The organism is Roseicitreum antarcticum (genome assembly GCF_014681765.1).
Taxonomy (GTDB): domain Bacteria; phylum Pseudomonadota; class Alphaproteobacteria; order Rhodobacterales; family Rhodobacteraceae; genus Roseicitreum; species Roseicitreum antarcticum.
Genome location: NZ_CP061498.1, coordinates 2714219 through 2736501 on the forward strand (window position 1 = coordinate 2714219; position 22283 = coordinate 2736501).

Below are 22283 nucleotides of genomic sequence, written 5' to 3' on the forward strand. Positions count from 1 at the left end.
GAACCGGGGGCGTATGCAGATCTTGACGCATTGGACCGATGAGCAGACGGGCACGCGCGGCGCGTCGGTGGCCATGGGTAATTTCGACGGCGTGCATCTGGGTCATCGGTCGGTCATTGATCTGGCGCGACGGCCCGACGCGGCGCTGGGCATCCTGACGTTCGAGCCGCACCCACGTGAATACTTTGCCCCCGACGCGCCCCCCTTCCGGCTGATGAATGCCGAGGCGCGGCGCAACCGGCTGGCGCGCCTGGGCGTGGAGCGGTTGTTCGAGTTACCGTTCGACGCCACCATGGCGAGGTTCAGTGCCGAGGCGTTCGTGGACCAGGTGCTGGTGCAGGGTTTGGGGATCTCCCATGTCGTGGTCGGCGCGGATTTCTGTTTTGGCAAGGGACGGGCAGGGAATGCGCAATTGCTGGCCGATATGGGCCGCGCGCACGGGTTCGACGTGACGATTGCGCCCTTGATGCAGCATGGCGGCGGGGCAGTCAGTTCGACCGCGATCCGCACGGCGCTGTCGGATGGGCGCCCGCGCGATGCCGCCGGGATGCTGGGCCACTGGCACCGGATCGAGGGCGCGGTGCTGCATGGTGAAAAGCGCGGGCGGCAACTGGGCTATCCCACGGCGAATATGTCGATTGCCGGCCTGCATCCGCCGCGTTTCGGGGTTTATGCTGTGAAGGTCACCGTGCTGAGCGGGCCGCATGCGGGCAGCTACAATGGTGCTGCATCCATGGGTGTGCGCCCGATGTTTGGTGAGAACTTGCCGAACCTGGAAAGCTATCTATTTGATTTCTCGGGTGATCTTTACGGCACCCATATCTCGGTCGCGCTGGTGGATTATCTGCGTGGCGAGGCAAAGTTCGGTTCGCTCACCGCCCTGACCGACCAGATGGCGGCGGATTGTGCGCAGGCCCGGGAGGTGCTGGCCGATGCGTGATGCCCCGAAACTGCGGCACAAGTTCTGGGAGAACGTGCCACTGTCGAAGATGACGCCCGCCGAATGGGAGGCGCTGTGCGACGGATGCGGCAAGTGCTGCCTGAACAAGCTGGAAGATGCCGATACGGGCGAGGTGTTCTTTACCAATGTTGCCTGCCGGTTGCTGGATGGCGACAGTTGCCGATGCGGCAATTACGCGATCCGTAAATCGCTGGTGCCCGAATGCGTGGTGCTGACGCCGAAATCCATCGCAAAGGTCGCCTATTGGCTGCCGCAGACGTGCGCCTACCGGCTGCTTTACCACGATCTGCCATTGTTCGACTGGCATCCGCTGGTCTCGGGCGATGCAGAGACCGTGCATGCGGCGGGCGAGTCGGTGCGCGGCTGGTCGGTGCCCGAATTCGAGGTGGATGAGGAAGACTGGGAAGACCATATCATTGAGGGGTCCTTGTAGGGGCCTTCGGGGTTGTTGAAAGGAAGCGTGATGTTTTTCGCATCGGACAATGCCTCGGGCGTGCCCGCGCAAGTTCTGGACGCTTTGGCGCAGGCCAATGCGGGCTTTGCCGTGCCCTATGGCAATGACGCGCTGAGCGCAGCGGTGCGCGACCAGATCCGCGCGACGTTCGAGGCGCCGGGGGCCGAGGTCTTCCTGGTCGCCACCGGGTCGGCGGCCAATGCGCTGGCGCTGTCGGTGCTGTGCCCGCCGTTTGGCGCGGTCTTCTGCCATCGGCTGGCGCATATCGAGGAAGACGAATGCGGCGCGCCGGAGTTTTACACCAACGGCGCCAAGCTGACACTGGTTGACGGCGCGGATGGCAAGATGACGCCGGGCGCCCTTGATGCGGCGCTGCGCAGCCATGGCGGCAGTCTGCATAACGTCCAGAACGCTGCTGTATCCGTGACCAATATCACCGAGCTTGGCACACTTTATGCGCTCGAGGAATTGCGCGCGTTGACAGACATCGCCCGGGCGCATGGGCTGCCGGTGCATCTGGACGGCGCGCGGTTTGCCAATGCGGTGGCAGCCCTGGGCTGCACGCCCGCCGAGATGACATGGCGCGCGGGCGTCGATGTCGTGACCTTTGGCGGCACCAAGAACGGGTTGATGGGCGTCGAGGCGGTGGTGATCTTCGATCCCGCCCGCGCGCGGGAATTCCAGTTGCGGCGCAAGCGCGGCGGGCATCTCTTCTCCAAGCACCGCTACCTTGCGGCGCAGATGTCGGCGTATCTGGAAGGTGATCTGTGGCGCGATCTGGCGGCGCGGGCCAATGGCCATGCCGCCGCACTGGAGGGGGTGCTGCGGGGCGTGCCAGGCGTGCGGCTATTGCATCCACGTGGCGGCAACATGATATTTGCGTCCTGGTCGGCTGAAGCGGATGCGCGCGCCCGTGCGGCGGGCGCGGTCTTCAACGCCCATGACGCGGATGCGCCGGGGCGCATGGCGGGCCGCCTGGTTTGTTCGTGGAATAGCGATCTTGCGGGTATTGCGGCCTTTGCGGATGCCTTGCGCGGGGGGTAGTGGCGCTGTTTTCTGCCCCAAAATGCGGCAGCCGTTGCCGCTTTTGCGGGCGTCTGCCCCTTCGACGGGGTGCCCCAGACGGCCGGGGGCGATTCGCCCGCCTGCCTGCCGGGGCACGCGTCGCCTGCAACCAAGAGCCATAATCGCCCGTTTCTTGCCTTATTATTGACTGTGTTTGTCGTGATACGCGGTGAAAACAGATAACAAACATTTTGGCTGTCGTGGCCGCAGGGCTATGATGCAGGTGACATGAGCATGGTGAACACACGCACGCTGGAACAAATGCTGGACCTGTCCGGGCGCGCCGCCCAGGACAGCGGTGCCCGGCGTGATCTGGTGCGGCGTGGGTTGCTGGCTACGGGGGGCGAGGCTGCTCAGGCTGCGCCTGCCCTTGCACCGCAGCGTGGCGCGCAGATGGGGCGCAGTGCGCGGCGGCAGCAGGATATTCTGGACAATTGGGCCATGCTGGACTTTGCCACAAGGGCCGAGGCGCGGGCTGTACGGTCACATGATGCGACGATCAGCCAGTTGGCCCGCGATCCGCAGATCGCCGGGGCCTTCGACGTTTTGCGCACGCAGTTGTTGCAGGCGATGGCGGCCAACGGCTGGACCACGATCGGCGTGACCAGCCCGACGCATGGCTGTGGCGGCACTTTCGTCGCATCCGCGCTGGCCGCCAGCTGTGCGCGCCGCGAGGATTTGCGCGCGATCTTGCTGGATCTCGACCTGCAACGCCCCACCTTGCATGAGGCTTTCGACCTGGAGCCGATGGGCAGTGTCGCCGATATGCTGGCGGGCCGGCTGCCGATGGAGGCGCATTTGCAGCGTCTTACGCGGTCGTTTGCCATCGGTATGTCCGACGCGCCTTTCACCAGCCCGGTGGGCGTCTTGCAGTCCGATACCGCGCAATCGGTGATGTCCGAGATCCGCACCCAGCTTGCGCCCGATATCATCATCTGCGACTTGCCGCCGCTGTTGTCTGGCGATGCGGCGATTGCGATGCTGCCGCAGCTGGACGGGGTGTTGCTGGTAACCGATGGCACCCAGACCTCGCCACGCGACATTACCGATTGCGAGCGGCTGATCGCCGGAAAAACCCAGTTGATGGGCGTTATTCTAAACAAAAGCGACGACCGCGACTTTGAGCGGTTTAACCCACGCGGCTGATGTTGCGCTGACTGAAGGACGACTGGCATGGGGCCTATCCAGAGCCTGGGCGAATTGACTTCCCTGCTGCGCAGGCGGGCAAAGATGATCGCGGTCGTCGTGTTCCTGGGCACGCTGGCCGCGTTGGTGGTGGCGATGCTCGGCAAGCCGGTGTTCGAATCCATCGCGGTCATTCAGGTGCAGACGCCGCTGGTGCGTGACCAGACGCCCGGGGTGGCGGATGATGTGAATGCCTCGGTGGCGCGCCGGTTGCAGCAGATCGAACAGCGGTTGATGGTGAGCGATTATCTGATCGGTATCGGCGAACGGTATGAGCTGTTCCCCGCAGGTGCCGGGATGTCCAGCATCGAGAAAGTGTTGCTGATGCGCGAAATGCTGTGGATCGAAAGCGTCGCCGCCGTCAGCTTCTCCGAGCGTAGCGACGGGGCGGTTGCCGCCATCCAGGTCTATGCGCGCACCAATGACCGGCATTCTGCTGCGGAAATGGCCAATGAGGTCAGCCGCGACCTGATCGAGCAGACCGAACGCACCCAAATGACCCGCGCGCAGGAGGCACTGTCGTTTTTCCGCGCCGAAGAGGCGCGGCTGAATGCTGAGGCGTTGGTGTTGGCCGATCAGATTGCCGCGTTTCAGATCCGGAACAGCGAATTCCTGCCCGCCAATGTCGATGCCCGCCGGGGCGAACGCGCGCGGCTGGAAGAGCAGGTACAGAATGCCGAGCGTGACATCCTGGCGCTCCGCGCCGAAAAGGCCACGCTGGAGGCCGAGCAGATGCGCCGCACCTCGGTCCGCCGGATCGCCGACATCGACGATGAGGTCGGCACGTTGCAAGACGGCAACGCCGGTGCCCGGGCGCGGCTGCTGGAACTGAGCGCACTTTTCAACGCAGCCCCCGGGGTGCAGCAGGAAATGGCGGGAATGGAGCGGGATCTGGCGCAGATCCAGGATGAATTGCGGGCCATCGCCCTGCGTCGCGCCGATGCAGAGATCGGCAGCCGTCTGGAGGCGGATAATCAGGCCGAGCGTTTCAACCTGCTGGAAGCCGCGCAGCCGCCCGATTACCAGGTGTCGCGCAGCAAGCGCACGACGGTGATGATGGGGGTGATCGGATCCTTGGTGCTGGCGTTGATGATCGCTTATGGGCAAGAAATCGCCCACCCGGTCGTGCGCAGCGCGGCCCGGATGGAGCGCGCATTGGCCCTGCGCCCGGTGCTGACCCTGCCGCATGTGCAAAGCCGCGCGCAGCGTCGCCATGAGATGCGCATCTGGGCCATGGGGCTGGGTGGCGCGGCACTGACGCTTGCGGTTGCGGTGATCGGGCTGCAACTGGTATGATACCAACGGATCGCGGCTGCGGGCGTGACCTGTCATTGACATATCGGACGGGCCGCCGGGGCAGGCGGCATCCTTGCACAAGGGGCCAGTGATGCCCAACATCATTGCCTATATCGCCTTGTTGCTGTGGCCGCTGATCGTGGTCGCGATGTTTCGCAAGATGGCGCCGGAACGCGCGCTGATCTGGTCGATTCTTGGCGGCTACATGCTTTTGCCCCCGTTGGCACAATTCAGCGTGCCGCTGGTGCCGCCGCTGGACAAGACCACCATCCCCAACCTCAGCGCCGCGCTGGTCTGTATCGTGATGCTGAAGATGCGCATCTCGGTCCTGCCCGAAGGGCTTGTGGGCAAGGTGCTGATGCTGGCGCTGTTGCTGGGGCCCGTGGTGACGGTGCTGACCAATACCGATCCGATCCGGTTCGGCGTGCAGCATCTGGGTACGATCACCTTCTATGACCCCAGCCGGTTGATCCAGGATCGGGCGCCGGGGCTGAGGATCTACGATTCGCTGTCGAATGTCGGCACGCAATTCTTCTTCATGATTCCGTTCTTCCTGGGTCGGCATGTGCTGGCAAAGGACACGGCGTTGAAGGAGATTCTGATCGCGCTGGTGGTGGCCGGGCTGATCTATTCGGTGCCGATGCTGTTTGAGGTGGCGACCAGTCCGCAACTGAACACCATGGTCTACGGGTTTTTCCAGCATGACTTCACCCAGGCAATCCGGGGTGGGGGCTATCGGCCCTTCGTGTTCATGCCGCATGGCCTGTGGGTCGCATTCTTCACGGTGATGTGCCTGACCGCCGCGCTGACGCTGTTTCGCGAAAGCCTGTCCGAGGTGCGCGGCAAGCTGTTTCTGGCGTCGTGCTATCTGGCGGTGATGCTGGTCCTTTGCAAAAGCCTGGGCCCGATGGTGATCGGGGCGGCGCTGGCACCGATGGTGCTGTTGCTGAGCGCGCGGATGCAGATGCGGATTGCGGCACTGTTCGCTGCGATTGCCATTTTCTATCCGCTGATCCGGGGCAGCGGCCTGTTGCCGACCGAAGATCTGACGGCCTTGATCGAAAGTTTCAATCCTGACCGCGCGGCCTCGCTGGCGTATCGCTTCGACAATGAGGATCTGCTGCTGGCCCGTGCCGCCGAACGGCCCTGGTTCGGCTGGGGCTATTGGGGGCGCAACCAGATCCATGACCCGCTGACAGGTGAGATCACGTCAGTTACCGACGGGGCCTGGATCATCTTCATCGGTGAGAACGGGTGGGTTGGCTATCTGGCGCGTTTCGGGCTGCTGGCGCTGCCGGTGTTTTCCGCCTGGCTGATGGTCGAGCGGTTGCCGAAAGCCGAGGCATCGCGCTGGCTGGGGCCCCTGTCGCTGATCCTGGGGGCGAACATGGTCGACATGCTGCCCAATGCCACGCTGATTCCGTTTACCTGGCTTTTGGCCGGCGCCATTCTGGGCCATGTCGAACTGACTCGCAGGGCGACCGCACACGCAAAAGTTGTGAGTCGAATTCACGCGCAATCTGGGGTTTATTCGGCGCCGCAGCAGGCATCTCCGCCCCCCCCGCAGCGACGCACAATACTGTGACAATCTGGGATATTGTGCGTTAATCTGCGTTTTTTCGCCATGTTTACGCCCAGTTCCCTCGATAATCCTGCACAATAAGTAACGGACAAACCACTGCGCAGCGCGCTGTGGGGGCCGGTTGGCGCATGAGTGCGTCGAGGCACGGGGGATGATCGCATCCGCGTTTGTCTTTCGGGATTAAGGTAGAAGTAGAATGTCGCAGAACGACCCTGCCAGCGATGCTTTTGGCGAACATGATATTGCAATCGTGGGGATGGCAGCGCATCTGCCGGGGGCCGCGTCGGTGGCCGAGTTCTGGGACAATCTGCGCGCCGGGCGCAGTGCCATCCGCACGCTGGATGAGGATGCGCTGATCGCAGCGGGCGAAAGTCCCGCGCGCCTGCGGCGGCCCAATTATGTTCCTGCGGCCGCGATGCTGGATGGCTTCGCCGATTTCGATGCGGATTTCTTTGGCTTCTCGCCAAAAGAGGCCGCGATCCTGGACCCGCAGCACCGACAGTTCATGGAAGTCGCGTGGGAGGCGTTCGAGGATGCCGGGCACCCGCCCGAGAATTTCACCGGCCCGATCGGCGTGTTCTCTGGCTGCGGGATGGGCAGCTATTTCTATTTCAACATCTGCTCCAACCCCGGGTTGGTGGATGATGTGGGCATGTTCCTGTTGCGCCACACCGGAAACGACAAGGATTTTCTGGCCACGCGGGTCAGCCATATCTTTGATCTGAAGGGTCCCAGCATCAACATTCAGACGGCGTGCTCGACCTCGTTGGTGGCGGTGCATTACGCGGTGCAGGCGCTGATGACGGGCGAATGTGACATGGCGCTGGCGGGTGGCGTGACGATCGAGCTGCCGCAGGGCCGGGGGTATATCTTCAAGGAGGGCGAGATATTGTCGCCTGACGGGGAGTGCCACGCCTTTGACCATCGCGCGCAGGGCACGGTCTTCGGGTCGGGTGCCGGGGCGGTGGTGTTGCGCCGATTGGCCGATGCGGTTGCCGATGGCGATCACATCTGGGCGGTGATCAAGGGGAGTGCTGTCAACAACGATGGTGCCGCGAAGGCCGGGTATCTGGCGCCCAGCGTCGACGGACAGGCCGCCGCGATTGCCGAGGCGCATGCCGTGGCGGGTGTGCGGGCCGACAGCATCGGTTATGTGGAATGCCACGGCACCGGCACCTATCTGGGTGATCCGATCGAGGTTGCAGCCCTGACGCAGGCGTTTCAGCAAACCACGGATGCGCGCGGGTTCTGTCGCATCGGGTCGGTCAAGACCAACATCGGCCATACTGATACGGCGGCGGGGGTAGCGAGCCTGATCAAGGCGACGCTGGCGTTGCATCATGCGGAAATGCCGCCCTCGCTGGGGTATGAGGCGCCGAACCCGTCGATTGATTTTGAGGGCAGCCCGTTCTTGGTAAATGACACTTTGACGCCATGGACGGGGGACGGACCGCGCCGCGCGGGCGTGAACTCGCTGGGCGTGGGCGGCACGAATGCCCATGCGGTGTTGCAAAGCGCGCCGGTGCGCGCGGCCTCGGGCGACTCCGACTGGCCGTTCCAGTTGTTGACCCTGTCGGCGAAATCACGTGGTGCGCTGGATGCGGGCACTGCACGGCTGGCCGGGCATCTGCGCGCACGGCCCGATCAGCCGCTGGCCGATGTGGCGTATACGCTCAACCAAGGCCGTCGCGCGTTCGAGCGGCGGCGCGTGGTCGTGGCGGAAACTCATGCCGAGGCAGCCGGGTTGCTGGCCGGGGACGCGCCGCGCCGGGTCTTCACCCATACCGCGTTGCGTGACCCCGATGTGGTGTTCATGTTCCCCGGCGGTGGCGCGCAATATGCAGGCATGGCGCGCGAGCTTTACGCGACCGAGCCGGTCTTTGCCGATTGGATGGACCGCGGGCTGGACCTGCTGCAACCGAAACTGGATTATGACATCCGCGCGCTGTGGTTGCCCGATGCCGATGCGGCAAGTGCGGCGACCGACCGCCTGCGCCGCCCCTCGGTGCAATTGCCGCTGATCATGATAACCGAATATGCGCTGGCGCAGCTTTTCATGTCCTGGGGTGTGCAGCCTGCCGCGCTGGTCGGCCATTCGATGGGTGAGAATACGGCGGCCTGCCTTGCGGGCGTCATGTCGTATGAGGATTGCATCGGGCTGGTACATCTGCGCGGGCAGTTGTTCGATACGGTGCCCGCAGGCGGCATGCTTTCGGTCCCGCTGTCGCTGGAGGATTTGCGCCCCTATCTGGCCGGTGATCTGGCCGGTGATCTGGATATAGCGTCGGTCAATGCGCCTGAACTGACGGTGATCTCTGGCCCCGATGCGTCGCTTGCAGCCCTGGGAGACCGGCTGACCGCCGATGGCATCGAGGCGCAGCGTGTGGCGATTGATATTGCTGCGCATTCGCGGATGCTGGACCCGATTCTGGTGCGCTTTGGCGATTACCTGCGGTCGATCTTGCTGCATGCGCCGCGCCTGCCGGTGATCTCTAACCGGACCGGCGCAGAGCTGACTGCGGCACAGGCGACCGACCCCGAATACTGGGTGCAGCACCTGCGCGGGACGGTGCGTTTCGCCGATTGTATCACCACGCTGGCGCAGCAACCGGACCGGATCTATCTGGAGATGGGGCCGGGCAAGGCCCTGGCCTCATTGACCCGGCAACACGGGGCGGTGCCGGGGCAGCAGGTGCTGTCGGTGCTGCGCCATCCTGATGAAGAAATCGCCGACGATCTGTATTTCATCGGCACGCTGGGCAGGATCTGGGCGCTGGGTGGCAGTTTTGACTGGGGCCAGATCTGGGGTGAGGCACCGCGCCATCGCGTGCCTTTGCCGACTTATGCCTTTCAGCGCAGCCGCTATTTCATCGAACCCGGCACAGCGGCCACCGTGTCCGAGGTGCCCGCCCTGACCAGGTCCGAGGATATTGCTGACTGGGGCAGCCGCGTGCATTGGCGTCCCCGGCAGGCGGATTGCGCCTGGGATGTGGAAACCGAACTGGACGATGCACCTGCCCAGACATGGCTGTTCTTTGCCGATGATGCCGGGGTGGCGCAGCCGGTGATGGCGCGGTTGCGCGCCGCAGGCCACCGCGTGATCGAGGTACGGGCAGGCGATGCCTTTGCCCATCGCGGCGGCGATGTCTACACGCTGGCCCCTGAACGCGGGCGCGAATGCTACGATCAACTGATCCAGACGCTGGTCGCCGAGGGGCTGACGCCCGCGCGGATCGCGCATTTCTGGCAGGTCACGCGGCGCGAGACGTACCGCCCCGGCAGCACCTTCTTTCACCGCAACATCGAACAGGGCTTCTATTCCCTGATGTTCCTGGCGCAGGCGATCATCGCGGAAAACCTTGTAGGGCCGCTGCATCTGACGGTCTTCACCTCTGGTGCTGCTCAGGTCCGCGATGAGGCGCTGCCCTACCCAGAGAAAGCCGCCAGCATCGGCCCCGCCCGGGTCATGCCGCACGAGATTGCCGGACTGACCGCCGCGACTGTCGATATCGACCTGCCGCCCGTGCGCAGGCGGGGCGAGGACGCGCTGACCCCGCGCTTGCTGGAAGAGCTGTTGTCAGAACCCGCGACGCTGAGCGCCGCGTGGCGGGAGGGCAAGCGGTTTGAACAGACATTGCGTCCCGCGCCCCTGCCTGAACTGGTGGGCGATACGGCACCGGAACCCGCGCCCAAAGGCGCGCATTGGGTGATTACCGGCGGCTTTGGCGGGATCGGTCTGACATTGGCCGAAGACCTGATCCGCACGACCGAAGCCCGCGTCACGCTGATCGCGCGCAGCCCGTTGCCCAACCGTGACGACTGGGCCGACTGGCTGGCGGACCATGGCCCGCAAGATGCCACGACGCGCCGGATCATGGCGGTACAACGGTTGGAAGCGGGCGGCGGCGAGGTGCATGTGGCGGGTGCCGATGTGTGCAACGTCGAAGACATGCGCCGCGCATTGGCCACCGCGACCGCGCGCTTTGGCGCGCCTTACGGGCTGATCCATGCGGCGGGGCATATCGATGATGCGCCGATTCTGGCCAAGACCACCGGCGCCGTAGAGGAAATCTTTGCCCCGAAGATCCACGGCCTGCGCGTGATCGACGACCTTCTGCCCGATGGCAGCCTGACGGTGATGGTTCTGTTTGCCTCTACCTCGACCCTCAGCGCGCCGGTGGGGCAGATCGACTATGTGGCGGCGAATGAATATCTTAACGCTTTTGCCAAATCACGGCGCAACGGGCGCACGCGGGTGCTGGCGCTGAACTGGGGCATCTGGGCAGATGTGGGGATGGCGGCCTCGGCGCTGGCGGCCTGCACAGGTTGCGGCCCGTCTGTGCCGCCGGTTCCGAGCCGGGCGCCGCTGCTGGATCTGGCCGGGTTTGACGCCGGGGGCAACCGACAATTCACGACGCGGCTGCGCGCGGACCAGTGGCTGCTGGACGATCACCGTACCAAAGATGGCACGGCGATCGTGCCCGGCACCGGTTATCTGGACATTGTCGCGCAGGCGCTGCGGGCGCATGGTGAAAGCGGCGCGTTCGAGATTTGCGATCTTTATTTCTTCCGTGCCATGCAGGTGGCCAAGGATATCCCGCGCGAAATGCGCGTGTCGCTGAAGCGCAGCAGCGAGGGGTATGACATCACCATCCGGTCAGACGTGATGCTGCGCGGCAAGCGCGGGTTCGTGCTGAATGCGCAGGCGCGTCTGGCGCTGAAGGTCCCGCCGACGGCCCCCCTGCTGGAAGTGGGCGCCATCCGCGCCCGTTGCGCGCAGGGGATCGTGGAGGGCGTGGGCCTGCCCAGCCCGCAAGAGGCGCATCTGGCCTTTGGCCCGCGCTGGCGCGTGCTGAACCGCATGGCATTCGGCGCGGGCGAAGGGTTGGCCGATCTGGCGCTGCCCGCTGCCTTTGCAGGCGATATTGCCGATGGCTACCTGCTGCACCCGGCGCTGATGGATCTTGCGACCGGCTGGGCCATGGGACTGATCGACGGCTATCAGCCCACACATCTGTGGGTGCCGGTGTCCTACGGGCGGGTGCGCAAGCTGCGCCCGCTGCCCGCGCGGGTTGTCAGCCATGTGCGGCTGCGGCAGGACGCCGAACCGGGCTTTGCCAGTTTCGACGTGACCATCGCCACGCCCGAAGGGCAGGTCTGCGTCGAGATCGAGAAATTCGCCATCAAGCGGCTGGAACGGGCCAGCGATCTGGCGCAAGGATCGGCGGTACAGGCCACCGAGGTAGAGTTTGACACCCCGCCCGGCACCAACCTGTCGCCCGCCGAGGAACGGCTGCGCGACACGCTGGCGATGGGCATCACCCCCTCCGAGGGCGCCGAGGCGTTCCGCCGCGCGCTGGCCGTGCAGGGGCAGGCGCAGCTGATCGTGTCTTCTATCGACCCGGGCGCGCTGATCGCCCAGGCCGGGCTGCGTGATACGGCCCCTGCGAGTGGCGAGGCCTTTGAGCGCCCCGATCTGGATAGCGACTATGTCGCGCCGCGCAACGATGTCGAGCGCACGCTGGTCGGCTTCTGGCAAGATCTGCTGGGCGTCGCGCAGGTAGGCGTGGAGGACAGTTTCTTTGATCTGGGCGGGCATTCGTTGATCGCGGTGCGGCTGTTTGCCAAGGTGAAGAAGGCGTATCAGATCGACTTTCCTATCTCGGTCCTGTTCGAGGCACCGACCATTGCGCGTTGTGCCGCGATGATCGCCGAACGCGGTGGCATCAGCCTGGACGACGATGCGCCTGCCGCAGGGCAGGGTGCGGTGACGGCAAACCGGCAGGTGCGACGCTTCACCCATCTGGTCGCCATGCATGAGGGCGAGGGCGGGGCGAAATGTCCGTTCTTCCTGGTGGCGGGCATGTTCGGCAACGTGCTGAACCTGCGCCATCTGGCCAACCTTCTGGGTCGCGACCGGCCGTTCTATGGGCTTCAGGCGCGCGGGCTTTACGGCGATGCCGAGCCGCACAGCAAGATGGAGGATGCCGCGCGCGACTATATCGCGGAAATGCGGCAGGTGCAGCCGCATGGGCCCTACCTTCTGGGCGGCTTTTCGGGTGGCGGCATCACCGCCTATGAGATCGCGCGCCAACTGGAGGCGTTGGGCGAAGAAGTGGCGCTGCTGGTCATGCTGGACACGCCGCTGCCACAGCGCCCCGAACTGACGCGTCGCGACCGCATTTCAATCAAGCTGGCGGAATTCGGGCGCAAGGGGCCGCGCTACATATTGGAATGGGCGCGCAAGCGCATCGCATGGGAGAAATCGCGGCGCGCGGATGCGCCCGTCGATGTGGCGCCCGATACGTTCCACGATACCGCGATCGAGGCCGCTTTCCGTCACGCGCTTGGACAGTACGATCTGGCGCCATGGGACGGCAATCTGCATCTGTTCCGCCCGCCCCTGGACCACCATTGGAAGGTATCGGACGGGCGCTGGGTCAGCCGGCAGAAAGAATATGTCTTCGCGGACAACGATTGGACGCGCTTTGCCCCGAACCTCAGCGTTTACGAGGTACCCGGCGATCATGACAGCATGGTGCTGGAACCCAACGTCCGCGTCCTTGCGGCCCGGATGCGGCGCCTGATGGCCGATGCGGAACCCGAAATCACCCTCAAACAAGCGGCCGAGTAAACACCGATGACAAGCACCGTCCTGACGATCATCCTGAACTACAAGACCGCCGATATGACGTTGCGCGCCGCCGAATCGGCGCTGCAGGCGATGGAGGGAATTCCGGGCGCGATCACCATTGTCGATAACGACAGCGGCGACGGCTCGTTCGAGATGATGCGCAATGCTGTCGCGCTGAAGGGCTGGGACCGGGTGCGGGTCGTGGCTTCGGACCGCAACGGCGGGTTTGGCGCAGGCAACAACTTTGGCATGCGGCTGGGCCTGCCGGGCGGCGCGCGCCCAGATTACATCTATGGGCTGAACTCGGACGCGTTCCCCGACCGTCACGCCATCGACCGGCTGCGGCAGTACCTGGACCAGCATCCCAAAGCGGCCTTTGCGGGCAGCTATGTGCATGGCGACGACGGTGCGACGCATACCTCTGCCTTCCGCTTTCCGTCAGTGTTGGGTGAGCTGGAGAACGGCATCAAAACCGGCTTTGTCACAAAACTCCTGGCAAAGCATGTCGTTCCGATGAAACAGCCGGAAACGACATGCCCGGTTGACTGGATCTCGGGCGCCAGCTTCATGATGCGGCAAGACGCGCTGGACGCCATCGGCTTGTTCGATGAGACGTTCTTTTTGTATTTCGAGGAAACCGACCTGTGCCTGCGCGCCCGGCGCCATGGCTGGTCGGTGGTCTATGTGCACGACAGCGTTGTGGAACACATCGGGTCGGTCAGCACCGGCATGAAGGTTTGGCACCGGGTGCCAGGATACTGGTACGACAGCCGCTTCCATTACTTCCACAAGAACCACGGCAAGCTTTACACCGTTGCGGCCACCGCTGCGCTGGTGCTGGGCGAGGGAATTTATGCCCTGCGCCGGGTTATCCAACAAAAACCTGCCATTACCCCGCCACACTTTGTCCGTGATCTGCTGTCACATCACTTGAAAAGGTTAATGCCCGGCGGTGGCGCGACGACAATCAGCACGTCGGGCAGCCAGTCGGGTAACAAGTCGGGCGTCAAAGCCCAGTAGTCCTGTTGGTTACGGAAAGGATCATGTCATGTCCCGGTTTTCCGGCATAGCGATTGGTGAAGACACGCTGCTGATCCAGTGTGGCGAAATCCTGCTGGACAAGGGGCATGACCTGCGCGCGGTGGTGTCGGTTGCGCCTGATGTCGTGCATTGGGCCGTAGGGCGCGGGCTGCGTGTGATTGCCCCCGGCGCGGGGCTCGCGGACCGGCTGGCCGATGATCTGACGCCCGGCGGGTTCGACTGGTTGTTCAGCATCGCCAATCTGACACTCATCCCGCAAACCGTGCTGACGCAGGCACGGCGCGGTGCGGTGAATTTCCACGACGGCCCGTTGCCCCGCTATGCCGGGCTCAATGCGCCGGTCTGGGCGCTGCTGAACGGCGAGGCGCAGCACGGCATCACTTGGCACGTGATGGAGGATGGCGTCGATACGGGCGATATTCTGGAACAGCGCCGCTTTGACATTGATCCCCAAGATACCGCGCTGACGCTGAACACCAAATGCTATGCGGCGGCGATGGAGGGCTTCACGGCGCTGGTCGATCAGCTTGCCAGTGGCACGCAATCGCCCCGCGCGCAGGATATGGCCGCGCGTCAGGTCTTTCGCCGCGATGACCGCCCCGCGCTTGCCGGTCGGCTGGAGTTCTCCCGTGACACTGCCGCGCTGATCCGCATGGTCCGCGCGCTGGATCATGGGCGCTACTGGAATCCGGTGACTTTACCGAAGCTGGACCTTGGCGGGCGCGTTGTTTGTGTCGGTGCTGCCGAAGTGGCGCAGGGGCAGGGTGCCCCGGGCACTGTCCTGGCGGCGGATGATGATGCGGTGGTGGTTGCCACGGCGGATGGCGCGGTACGGCTTTCGGGGTTGATTTGCCCGATGGGTCTGCCCGTGGTGCCCGGTGCGTTGGTGGCCCCGGGCGACATGCTGTCCACCCCCGACGCTGACCTGACCGATGCGATGGCGCGGGTCGTGGTCGGAGAGGGTGGGTGGCGCCGCGCGCTGGTCGGTTTTGAGGCTGCGGTTTTGCCGTTGGCCAGCGCCCCCGCGACCGCTGAAATGGCCACCTTCCCGCTGGACCTTCCCGCCGACATGCCACCTGCACGCCTGCTGGCCGCATTTGGCGCGCTGGCAGGCCAGATGTCGGGCGCGACGCGCGTCGACATTGCCTACAGGGATGCGCAGGTCGCGCAAAGTGCTGCCGCCGCCACGGGATACATCGCGCCCTGGGTGCCATTGGGGGCCGATCTGGGCGCGACCGTGGCGCAGGCGGAGCGGCAGATGACCGCACGGCTGGCGCTGATAGCCCGGGCACCGGGCTATGCGACCGACCTGATCGCCCGTGATCCCGCGCTGACCCCGCCCGAGGTGCCGCATCTGGCAGCCGTCGCCGATGGCGCGCAGGTTGAGGGGGCGGTTGTGACGATGGCGCTGGACCGGCGTGAACTGACCATTGATCTGGCCCGCCTGCCACGCGCCGAGGCTGAGCGCATGGCCGCGCGCCTGGCGCATCTTGCGCAGCACCTCGCGGATGACATTCCTTTGAATGACCTGCCTCTGTTGCCAGAGTCAGAGCAAGACGCGTTGCTGCATGGTCTCAACGACACGGCGCGCTTCTATGACCGGCTTTGCATCCATACCGCGTTCGAGGCGCAGGTGGAACGCACCCCCGACGCTTTGGCCCTGGTCTTCGAGGGGCAGTCGCTGAGCTATGCTGACCTCAACGCCCGGGCCAACCGTGTTGCGCATGTCCTGCGCGGCATGGGGGTGGTGCCTGATACGCCAGTCGCGCTCTGCACCCGGCGCGCGCCTGAACTGTTGATCGGCGCGCTTGGCATCTTGAAGGCGGGCGGGGCCTATGTGCCGCTCGACCCGGCCTATCCGGCGGACCGGCTGGCGCATTACCTGACCGACAGCGCCGCGCCGGTGATCGTGACGCAGCGCGCGCTGGTCGATGACCTGCCGGTGCACAGCGCTGAACTTCTGGTGCTGGACACCGACACCCGGCTTGATGCTGCCCCGGTGGGCAACTTGGCCGCAGCCGCGACACCGGATCATCTGGCGTATCTGATCTATACCTCAGGCTCTACAGGCGTGCCGAAGGGCGTGATGGTCGAACACGGCAATGTCGCGAATTTCTTCGCTGGCATGGATGATCGTATCGACCATGCGGCGGGCGGCGTCTGGCTGGCCGTGACTTCGCTTTCCTTCGACATCTCGGTGCTGGAACTGTTCTGGACCCTGTCGCGTGGCTTCAAGCTGGTCCTGACCAGCGATGCCGACCGGGGCCTGGTCTCTGGCGGGGCGGTTCAGGTCAGCGACCGCAAGATGGATTTCAGCCTGATGTATTGGGGTAATGACGATGGCATCGGTCCCAAGAAATACGAGCTGCTGCTGGAAGGCGCGAAATTCGCCGATACCCACGGTTTCTGCGCCGTCTGGACGCCTGAGCGGCATTTCCACGCCTTTGGGGGCCCCTATCCCAACCCGTCAGTGACCGGGGCAGCGGTGGCGGCGGTCACGAAAAATATTGGCGTGCGCGCGGGGTCTTGCGTCGTGCCGCTGCACCACCCAGCCCGGATCGCCGAGGATTGGGCGGTGATCGACAACCTGACCAACGGGCGCGCCGGGCTGGCTGTTGCGTCGGGCTGGCAGCCGGATGACTTTGTGCTGCGCCCCGAGAACACGCCGCCCCACAACCGGCAGGCGATGCTGGACAGTATCGACATCCTGCGCCGTTTATGGCGCGGCGAGGCGGTGGAATTTCCGCGCGCCGATGGCACGCCCTTTGCTGTGGTGACCCAGCCGCGTCCGGTGTCCAAGGTGCTGCCGATCTGGGTGACGACCGCGGGCAACCCGCAGACCTGGGTTGATGCGGGCCGGATGGGCGCGAATGTGCTGACCCACCTGCTGGGCCAGTCGGTGGCCGAGGTGGGCGAGAAGATCAAGGCCTACCACCAGGCACTGCGCGACGCCGGGCACAACCCCGCTGATTTCACCGTGACCCTGATGCTGCACAGCTTCGTTGCGCGGAACCGGGAACATGCGCGCGACGTGGCGCGGGGTCCGATGAAGGATTACCTGAAAGCCGCCGCCGCATTGGTCAAGCAATACGCCTGGGCATTCCCCGCGTTCAAGAAGCCGCAGGGCGTCGCCAATCCGATGGATATCGACCTTGGCACCCTGTCGGCGGATGAGCTGGACGGCATTCTGGAATTTGCCTTCACGCGGTATTTCGACGATTCGGGCCTGTTTGGCACGGTGGAGGATTGCGTCGCCCGGGTGGAGGAGTTGAAGGCCATCGGCGTGACCGAGGTTGCCTGCCTGATCGATTATGGCATCGCCCCCGAACAAGTGCTGGAGGGGCTCTATCCACTGGCCGAGGTCTTGCGCCGCGCCAACCAGCCCAGCGACGTGGCGGCGGATGATTTCTCTATCGCCGCGCAGATCCGGCGGCATGGCGTGACGCATCTGCAATGCACGCCCTCCATGGCGCGGATGTTCACCATGAATGACGACGCCCGCGCCGCCCTGGCCCGCGTGCCGAACCTGCTGGTCGGTGGCGAGGCGTTGCCGGGCACGCTGGCCCACGACCTGTCAGGGCTGACGGGGCATAGCGTGCTGAACATGTACGGGCCGACGGAAACCACGATCTGGTCCTCGGTCTGCACCACCACCGGCGGTGATGGCGTCGTGGGGATCGGCACGCCGATTGCCAATACGCAGCTGTACGTTCTGAACGATGCAGGGCAACCGGTGCCGCCGGGTGTTCCAGGCGAGTTGTGGATTGGGGGCGATGGCGTGACGCGCGGCTACTGGCAGCGCCCTGACCTGACGGCAGAACGGTTCCCTGCCAACCCCTTTGGCACCGGGCGCATGTACCGCACCGGCGACCTGGTGCGCCGCGACGCCTTTGGCGGGATCGACTTTTTGGGCCGCATCGACGGTCAGGTGAAGCTGCGCGGCTACAGGATTGAACTGGGCGAGATCGAATCCGCGTTGGAGGCCGTGCCGGGCATTACCCAGGCCGTGGTCATCGCGCGTGAGGATACACCGGGCGATGTGCGGCTGGTCGCCTATCACATCGGAACGCCGACGACGGATCTGCGCGACGCGCTGGCACGCAATCTGCCCGCGCATATGATCCCCGCGCATTTCGTGGCGCTGGACCGGATGCCGCTGACACCCAACAAGAAGGTGGACCGCAAGGCACTGCCCGCCCCCCGTGTCAGTGCGCCGACACAGCCGGTTCAGGCGATACCGATTCAGGCGGCGGGCGCGTCCGATACGCGCGCGCAGATTGCCGGGGTCTGGAAACGCGTGCTGGGCGTGGCCGATGTTGCCCCGGGCGATAGTTTCTTTGCGCTCGGCGGTCATTCGCTGCTGGCGGTGCAGGCGCATCGCGACCTGCGCGACGCGCTGGGGCTGCCCGGTCTGTCGATCACCGATATTTTCCGGTTCCCGGTGCTGGCCGATCTGGCGAAGCATGTTGATCTGAAGTTGCGGCCCTCGGTCGCGCCGCCCTCGGCGCAATCCGCGTTGGCGCAATCTGGGTCGGCGCAATCTGGGTCGGCACAATCGCGGTCGGCACAGGCCGCGCCGGACAGCGGCGCGGCGGGGAACCGGCTGGACGCCATGTCGAAACGCCGCGCGATGCGCGCCCAGCGGCAGGGGCAGGGCGTATGACCGGCATCAACCAGATCGAACGTATCGTGCAGGGCATGTTCGCCCGCCGGGTCAGAGTCGCTGTGACGCCGCTTCACCGGCTGCCGCCGCCGCTGTTTCCTGCTGAAGCCGCCGCGATGCGCGGCGCGGTGCCCGCGCGCAGGCACGAATTCGCGTTGGGGCGTGGGACGGCACGGGCGGCGATGCAGGCGCTTGGGCTGCGCGCCTGCGCGATTCCCATGGCGGATGACCGCGCGCCCGTTTGGCCTGAAGGGATCGCAGGCAGCATCAGCCATGGCGGCGGGTTGTGTCTGTCGGTCGTCTCGGCCGATCCCGGCCTGGCCGCGATCGGTATCGACGTAGACAGTGCAGCGGCCCTGCCCGATGACCTGTGGGAGGTGGTTTGCGATGCCTCTGAACGCGCCTGGCTGGCAAGCCAGCCCGTCCATGACCAAGGGCGTCTGGCCAAGCTGATCTTTTGCGCGAAAGAGGCCGCCTATAAGGCGCAATACCCTCTGACCAAACGACTTTTCGGGTTTGACGGTTTTCACATATCGGTTGATCTGCAGGCCGCGCGGTTCGATGCGCGCTTTACCGCAGGCGTTGCGCCCTTCCGGTCTGGCGAGGCGCTGAGCGGACGGTTTCATCTTGCCGACAGCCACATCATTTGTGCTGTCACCGTGGCCAATACCTGCCGGGCCGATCCTGATTTTAACGAAATGGTGGCTTAAGTGCAGTTTCGATTCGGTTCACATTCCATTCACGTCAATGTTCCGACCCGCGCGGTACTGGATGCGACAGTGATGCAACGGTTTCGCGCGGGTGAAGGCTTTGCGCTGGCAACGATCAATCTGGACCATGTGGTCAAGTTGACGAACGACCCGGAGTTCCGCGAGGTTTATGCCGCGCAGGATCTGGTGGTGGCGGACGGCAATCCGATAGTCTGGCTGTCGAAGATCGCGGGGCTGCCGGTAGACCTGTTGCCCGGGTCGGACATGTTGATCCCGCTGGCGAAACTTGCGGCGCGGGCGGGCACCCCGATTGCGCTGGTCGGTTCGACCGACAAGGTGCTGAATGCGGCGGGTGAGCAACTTCAGAAGATCATCCCCGATTTGCAGATCGCCACGAAGATCTCGCCGCCGTTCAACTTTGATCCGCGCGGCCCCGATGCGATGTTGATCTTCGAACAGATCCGGCAATCTGGCGCAGGGATGGTGTTCGTGGCCCTGGGTGCGCCCAAGCAGGAGACCTTTGCCGCAATGGGCAGGATGGTGCTGCCCGGTGTCGGGTTTGCGTCGATCGGCGCGGCACTGGATTTCATTTCGGGCTATTTCGTGCGCGCGCCGCTCTGGGTGCGCAAGCTGACGCTGGAATGGCTGTGGCGCGTCCTCAACGAGCCGCAGCGCCTGATCGGGCGCTACACGCGCTGCATCTTGGTGCTGCCACGGCAGGTGGTTGCGGCGTTGCTTTTGCGGTGGTCGGGTGCATCGCGTGCCACATTGCCCAGCGTATCCCACGTCACGGTGCCCGCGCGCGCATCCGAGGCGTCTGCCGGGTGCCGCCAAGGCGAAGGCTGAGCGGCTGTTGAGTGATGGTTGAGGACCGGGGGCCACACGCGCGGCCCGGCTTCCCCGGGCTGGTTGTGAAATTTCCGGATCGGTGAAACCATGGCGCTGTTGCAGGGTAGCGGGGGCATATGCGGGTCATGGGCGCGCGATGAGTGGGGGCGATGCGCCGCAATGTCCGGTCTGCGGCACGGCCGCGGCAGAGGGGTTCCTTGTCATTGGCAGGCTGCGCTATTTCCGATGCCCGGTTTGCGCGGTGCGCTTCTTGCACCCGGACGGCTACCCGGACCGCGCGGCGGAATATGCGCATTACCTTCACCATGAAAACCACCCCGACGACCCCGACTATCGTCAGTTTCTGTCGAAACTGGCGGTGCCTTTGCTGGACCGGCTTTCATCTGGTGCGTGCGGGCTGGATTATGGTTGCGGTCCCGGCCCGGCGCTGGCGGCGATGCTGCGCGAGGCCGGGCATCCCATGGCGGTCTATGACCCGTATTTCCACCCTGATGCCGCAGCGCTGCGGCAAATCTACGATTTCGTCACCTGCTCTGAAACTGCCGAGCATTTTCACGCCCCGGCCCGGGAATTCGCGCGCCTGATGCGGCTGGTCCGTCCCGGGGGCTGGCTGGGGGTGATGACTTGCTTTCAGACCGATGATGACCTTTTCGCGGGCTGGCACTATCGCAAGGATCCGACGCATGTTGTTTTCTACCGCGCAGAAACCTTCCGTTGGCTGGCCCGGGCGGCGGGCTGGTCGTGCGACTTCCCGGCCAAGGATGTGGTTCTGATGCAGCGCCCGGCAGGGTGATCGGGGTATGATAGCAGTTCAAATGGGGCGGCTCAGACCCCGTCAGCCGCCACGATGATCCGGGTGCCCCAGGTCTGGCAGGCGGCTACGATGCTGGCGGGCGGGGCCGTATCGGTGAAAAAGGTATGCACCTGCCGCAGTGACGCGATGCGCGCGGGCGCGCGGCGCTGAAACTTCGACTGATCGGCCACCAGAAAGGATTTGCGCGCCTGTTCGATGATGGTCTGGCTGACGCCTACCTCGTGGATGTCGAAATCCAGAAGATCGCCGTCTTCGTCCATTGCCGAACAGCCAATCACCGCCAGATCGAACTTGAACTGTCGGATGACTTGCGTGGTGATATTGCCCACCAACCCGCCATCGGACCGGCGCAGGGTGCCGCCCGCCACAATGACCTCGCATCCCGGGTTCTCGGCCAGAATGTTGGCGACGTTCATGTTGTTGGTCACCACCATGATGTTGCGGTGCTTCGACAAGGCGCGGGCGACGGCTTCGGTGCTGGTGCCGATGTTGAGGAAGATACTGCTGTCTTCAGGGATCTCGGCGGCGCAGGCTTGGGCGATGGCGTCCTTGGCGCCGTCATTCAGGCCGCGCCGGTCTTCATAGCCGATGTTGGCCACGCCGGAGGGTACGATCGCGCCGCCATGCACCCGCTCTAACCGCCCGGCATCGGCCAGTTCCGACAGGTCACGGCGGATCGTCTGGACGGTGACCCCGAAATGCGCGGCCAGTTCGTCAACGGTGACGCGCCCATTCTTGCGCGCGATGTCCATAATCTCGGGGTGCCGGAAGGTTTGCGACATGGGCGCGGTCCTTTGCGCGAGTTTGTTCGTCACTATGTTCGAATCTGATCGCGCGCGCAATAATTGCCCCAGGAAAAGCAAAAATGCGGCCAGATCCGGGATGTACCACGGACCGTCGGCGGTTCAAAGCGCTTTGGAATGTTCTTTTTCTCGCCTGTTTGCCGAATAACGTAAAAAAACGAAAATAATTCTTGCCCAAAGATGCGCGTTATGGTTCGTTATGCCCAGAGATTGAAAATGTGGCATC

Annotated in this window: 13 protein-coding genes; 12 read left to right on the top strand and 1 reads right to left on the bottom strand. The window is 64.5% G+C overall.

What is annotated here, in order from left to right; all coding sequences use genetic code 11:
- Positions 1-13: 13 nt before the first annotated feature.
- The 12 genes from H9529_RS13000 to H9529_RS13055 all read left to right on the top strand — a co-directional run bounded on the left by H9529_RS13000 (position 14) and on the right by H9529_RS13055 (position 21233).
- Positions 14-940 (top strand): bifunctional riboflavin kinase/FAD synthetase, encoded by a 927-nt coding sequence (locus H9529_RS13000; protein WP_092884915.1) that lies wholly within the window; start codon positions 14-16, stop codon positions 938-940.
- A complete protein-coding gene (locus tag H9529_RS13005; RefSeq protein ID WP_092884917.1) occupies positions 933-1394 on the top strand; it encodes a YcgN family cysteine cluster protein in 462 nt (153 codons plus the stop codon). The genes H9529_RS13000 and H9529_RS13005 overlap by 8 nt, the downstream gene beginning before the upstream one ends.
- 30 nt (positions 1395-1424) lie before the next feature.
- Entirely contained in the window at positions 1425-2459 is a 1035-nt protein-coding gene (locus H9529_RS13010; protein WP_092884919.1) for a threonine aldolase family protein, read from the top strand.
- A gap of 255 nt (positions 2460-2714) precedes the next feature.
- Complete coding sequence (locus H9529_RS13015; RefSeq protein ID WP_092884921.1) at positions 2715-3626, top strand: CpsD/CapB family tyrosine-protein kinase; 912 nt, start codon at positions 2715-2717, stop codon at positions 3624-3626.
- Positions 3627-3653: 27 nt separating this feature from the next.
- Positions 3654-4961: a Wzz/FepE/Etk N-terminal domain-containing protein gene (locus tag H9529_RS13020; RefSeq protein WP_092884924.1), complete on the top strand. Its 1308-nt coding sequence runs from the start codon at positions 3654-3656 to the stop codon at positions 4959-4961.
- Between the two features lie 91 nt (positions 4962-5052).
- Positions 5053-6546 (top strand): hypothetical protein, encoded by a 1494-nt coding sequence (locus tag H9529_RS13025; protein WP_176846809.1) that lies wholly within the window; start codon positions 5053-5055, stop codon positions 6544-6546.
- A gap of 193 nt (positions 6547-6739) precedes the next feature.
- Positions 6740-13177, top strand: a complete 6438-nt coding sequence (locus H9529_RS13030; protein WP_092884926.1) for a type I polyketide synthase — start codon at positions 6740-6742, stop codon at positions 13175-13177.
- 6 nt (positions 13178-13183) lie between these two features.
- Complete coding sequence (locus H9529_RS13035) at positions 13184-14197, top strand: glycosyltransferase (RefSeq protein ID WP_092884928.1); 1014 nt, start codon at positions 13184-13186, stop codon at positions 14195-14197.
- Positions 14198-14225: 28 nt separating this feature from the next.
- Positions 14226-18881, top strand: coding sequence for a MupA/Atu3671 family FMN-dependent luciferase-like monooxygenase (locus H9529_RS13040; protein ID WP_092884930.1), 4656 nt, complete (start codon positions 14226-14228; stop codon positions 18879-18881).
- Entirely contained in the window at positions 18878-19591 is a 714-nt protein-coding gene (locus H9529_RS13045) for a 4'-phosphopantetheinyl transferase family protein (RefSeq protein ID WP_092884932.1), read from the top strand. Before H9529_RS13040 ends, H9529_RS13045 begins: the two co-directional genes overlap by 4 nt.
- Positions 19592-20437, top strand: coding sequence for a WecB/TagA/CpsF family glycosyltransferase (locus tag H9529_RS13050; protein ID WP_223814167.1), 846 nt, complete (start codon positions 19592-19594; stop codon positions 20435-20437). It begins immediately after the preceding gene.
- Positions 20438-20576: 139 nt separating this feature from the next.
- Positions 20577-21233, top strand: a complete 657-nt coding sequence (locus H9529_RS13055; RefSeq protein ID WP_092884934.1) for a class I SAM-dependent methyltransferase — start codon at positions 20577-20579, stop codon at positions 21231-21233.
- Between the two features lie 32 nt (positions 21234-21265).
- On the opposite strand, the gene H9529_RS13060 is transcribed toward H9529_RS13055, so the two are convergent.
- Positions 21266-22036 (bottom strand): DeoR/GlpR family DNA-binding transcription regulator, encoded by a 771-nt coding sequence (locus H9529_RS13060; protein WP_092884936.1) that lies wholly within the window; start codon positions 22034-22036, stop codon positions 21266-21268.
- Positions 22037-22283 lie beyond the last annotated feature (247 nt).

Bases quoted from the DNA above. Each gene is read 5' to 3' on its own strand.
- H9529_RS13020 (WP_092884924.1), top strand. From the start codon at position 3,654: ATGGGGCCTATCCAGAGCCTGGGCGAATTGACTTCCCTGCTGCGCAGG.
- H9529_RS13010 (WP_092884919.1), top strand. From the start codon at position 1,425: ATGTTTTTCGCATCGGACAATGCCTCGGGCGTGCCCGCGCAAGTTCTG.
- H9529_RS13060 (WP_092884936.1), bottom strand. From the start codon at position 22,036: ATGTCGCAAACCTTCCGGCACCCCGAGATTATGGACATCGCGCGCAAG.
- H9529_RS13045 (WP_092884932.1), top strand. From the start codon at position 18,878: ATGACCGGCATCAACCAGATCGAACGTATCGTGCAGGGCATGTTCGCC.
- H9529_RS13055 (WP_092884934.1), top strand. From the start codon at position 20,577: ATGAGTGGGGGCGATGCGCCGCAATGTCCGGTCTGCGGCACGGCCGCG.
- H9529_RS13040 (WP_092884930.1), top strand. From the start codon at position 14,226: ATGTCCCGGTTTTCCGGCATAGCGATTGGTGAAGACACGCTGCTGATC.
- H9529_RS13025 (WP_176846809.1), top strand. From the start codon at position 5,053: ATGCCCAACATCATTGCCTATATCGCCTTGTTGCTGTGGCCGCTGATC.
- H9529_RS13015 (WP_092884921.1), top strand. From the start codon at position 2,715: ATGGTGAACACACGCACGCTGGAACAAATGCTGGACCTGTCCGGGCGC.
- H9529_RS13035 (WP_092884928.1), top strand. From the start codon at position 13,184: ATGACAAGCACCGTCCTGACGATCATCCTGAACTACAAGACCGCCGAT.
- H9529_RS13005 (WP_092884917.1), top strand. From the start codon at position 933: ATGCGTGATGCCCCGAAACTGCGGCACAAGTTCTGGGAGAACGTGCCA.
- H9529_RS13030 (WP_092884926.1), top strand. From the start codon at position 6,740: ATGTCGCAGAACGACCCTGCCAGCGATGCTTTTGGCGAACATGATATT.
- H9529_RS13000 (WP_092884915.1), top strand. From the start codon at position 14: ATGCAGATCTTGACGCATTGGACCGATGAGCAGACGGGCACGCGCGGC.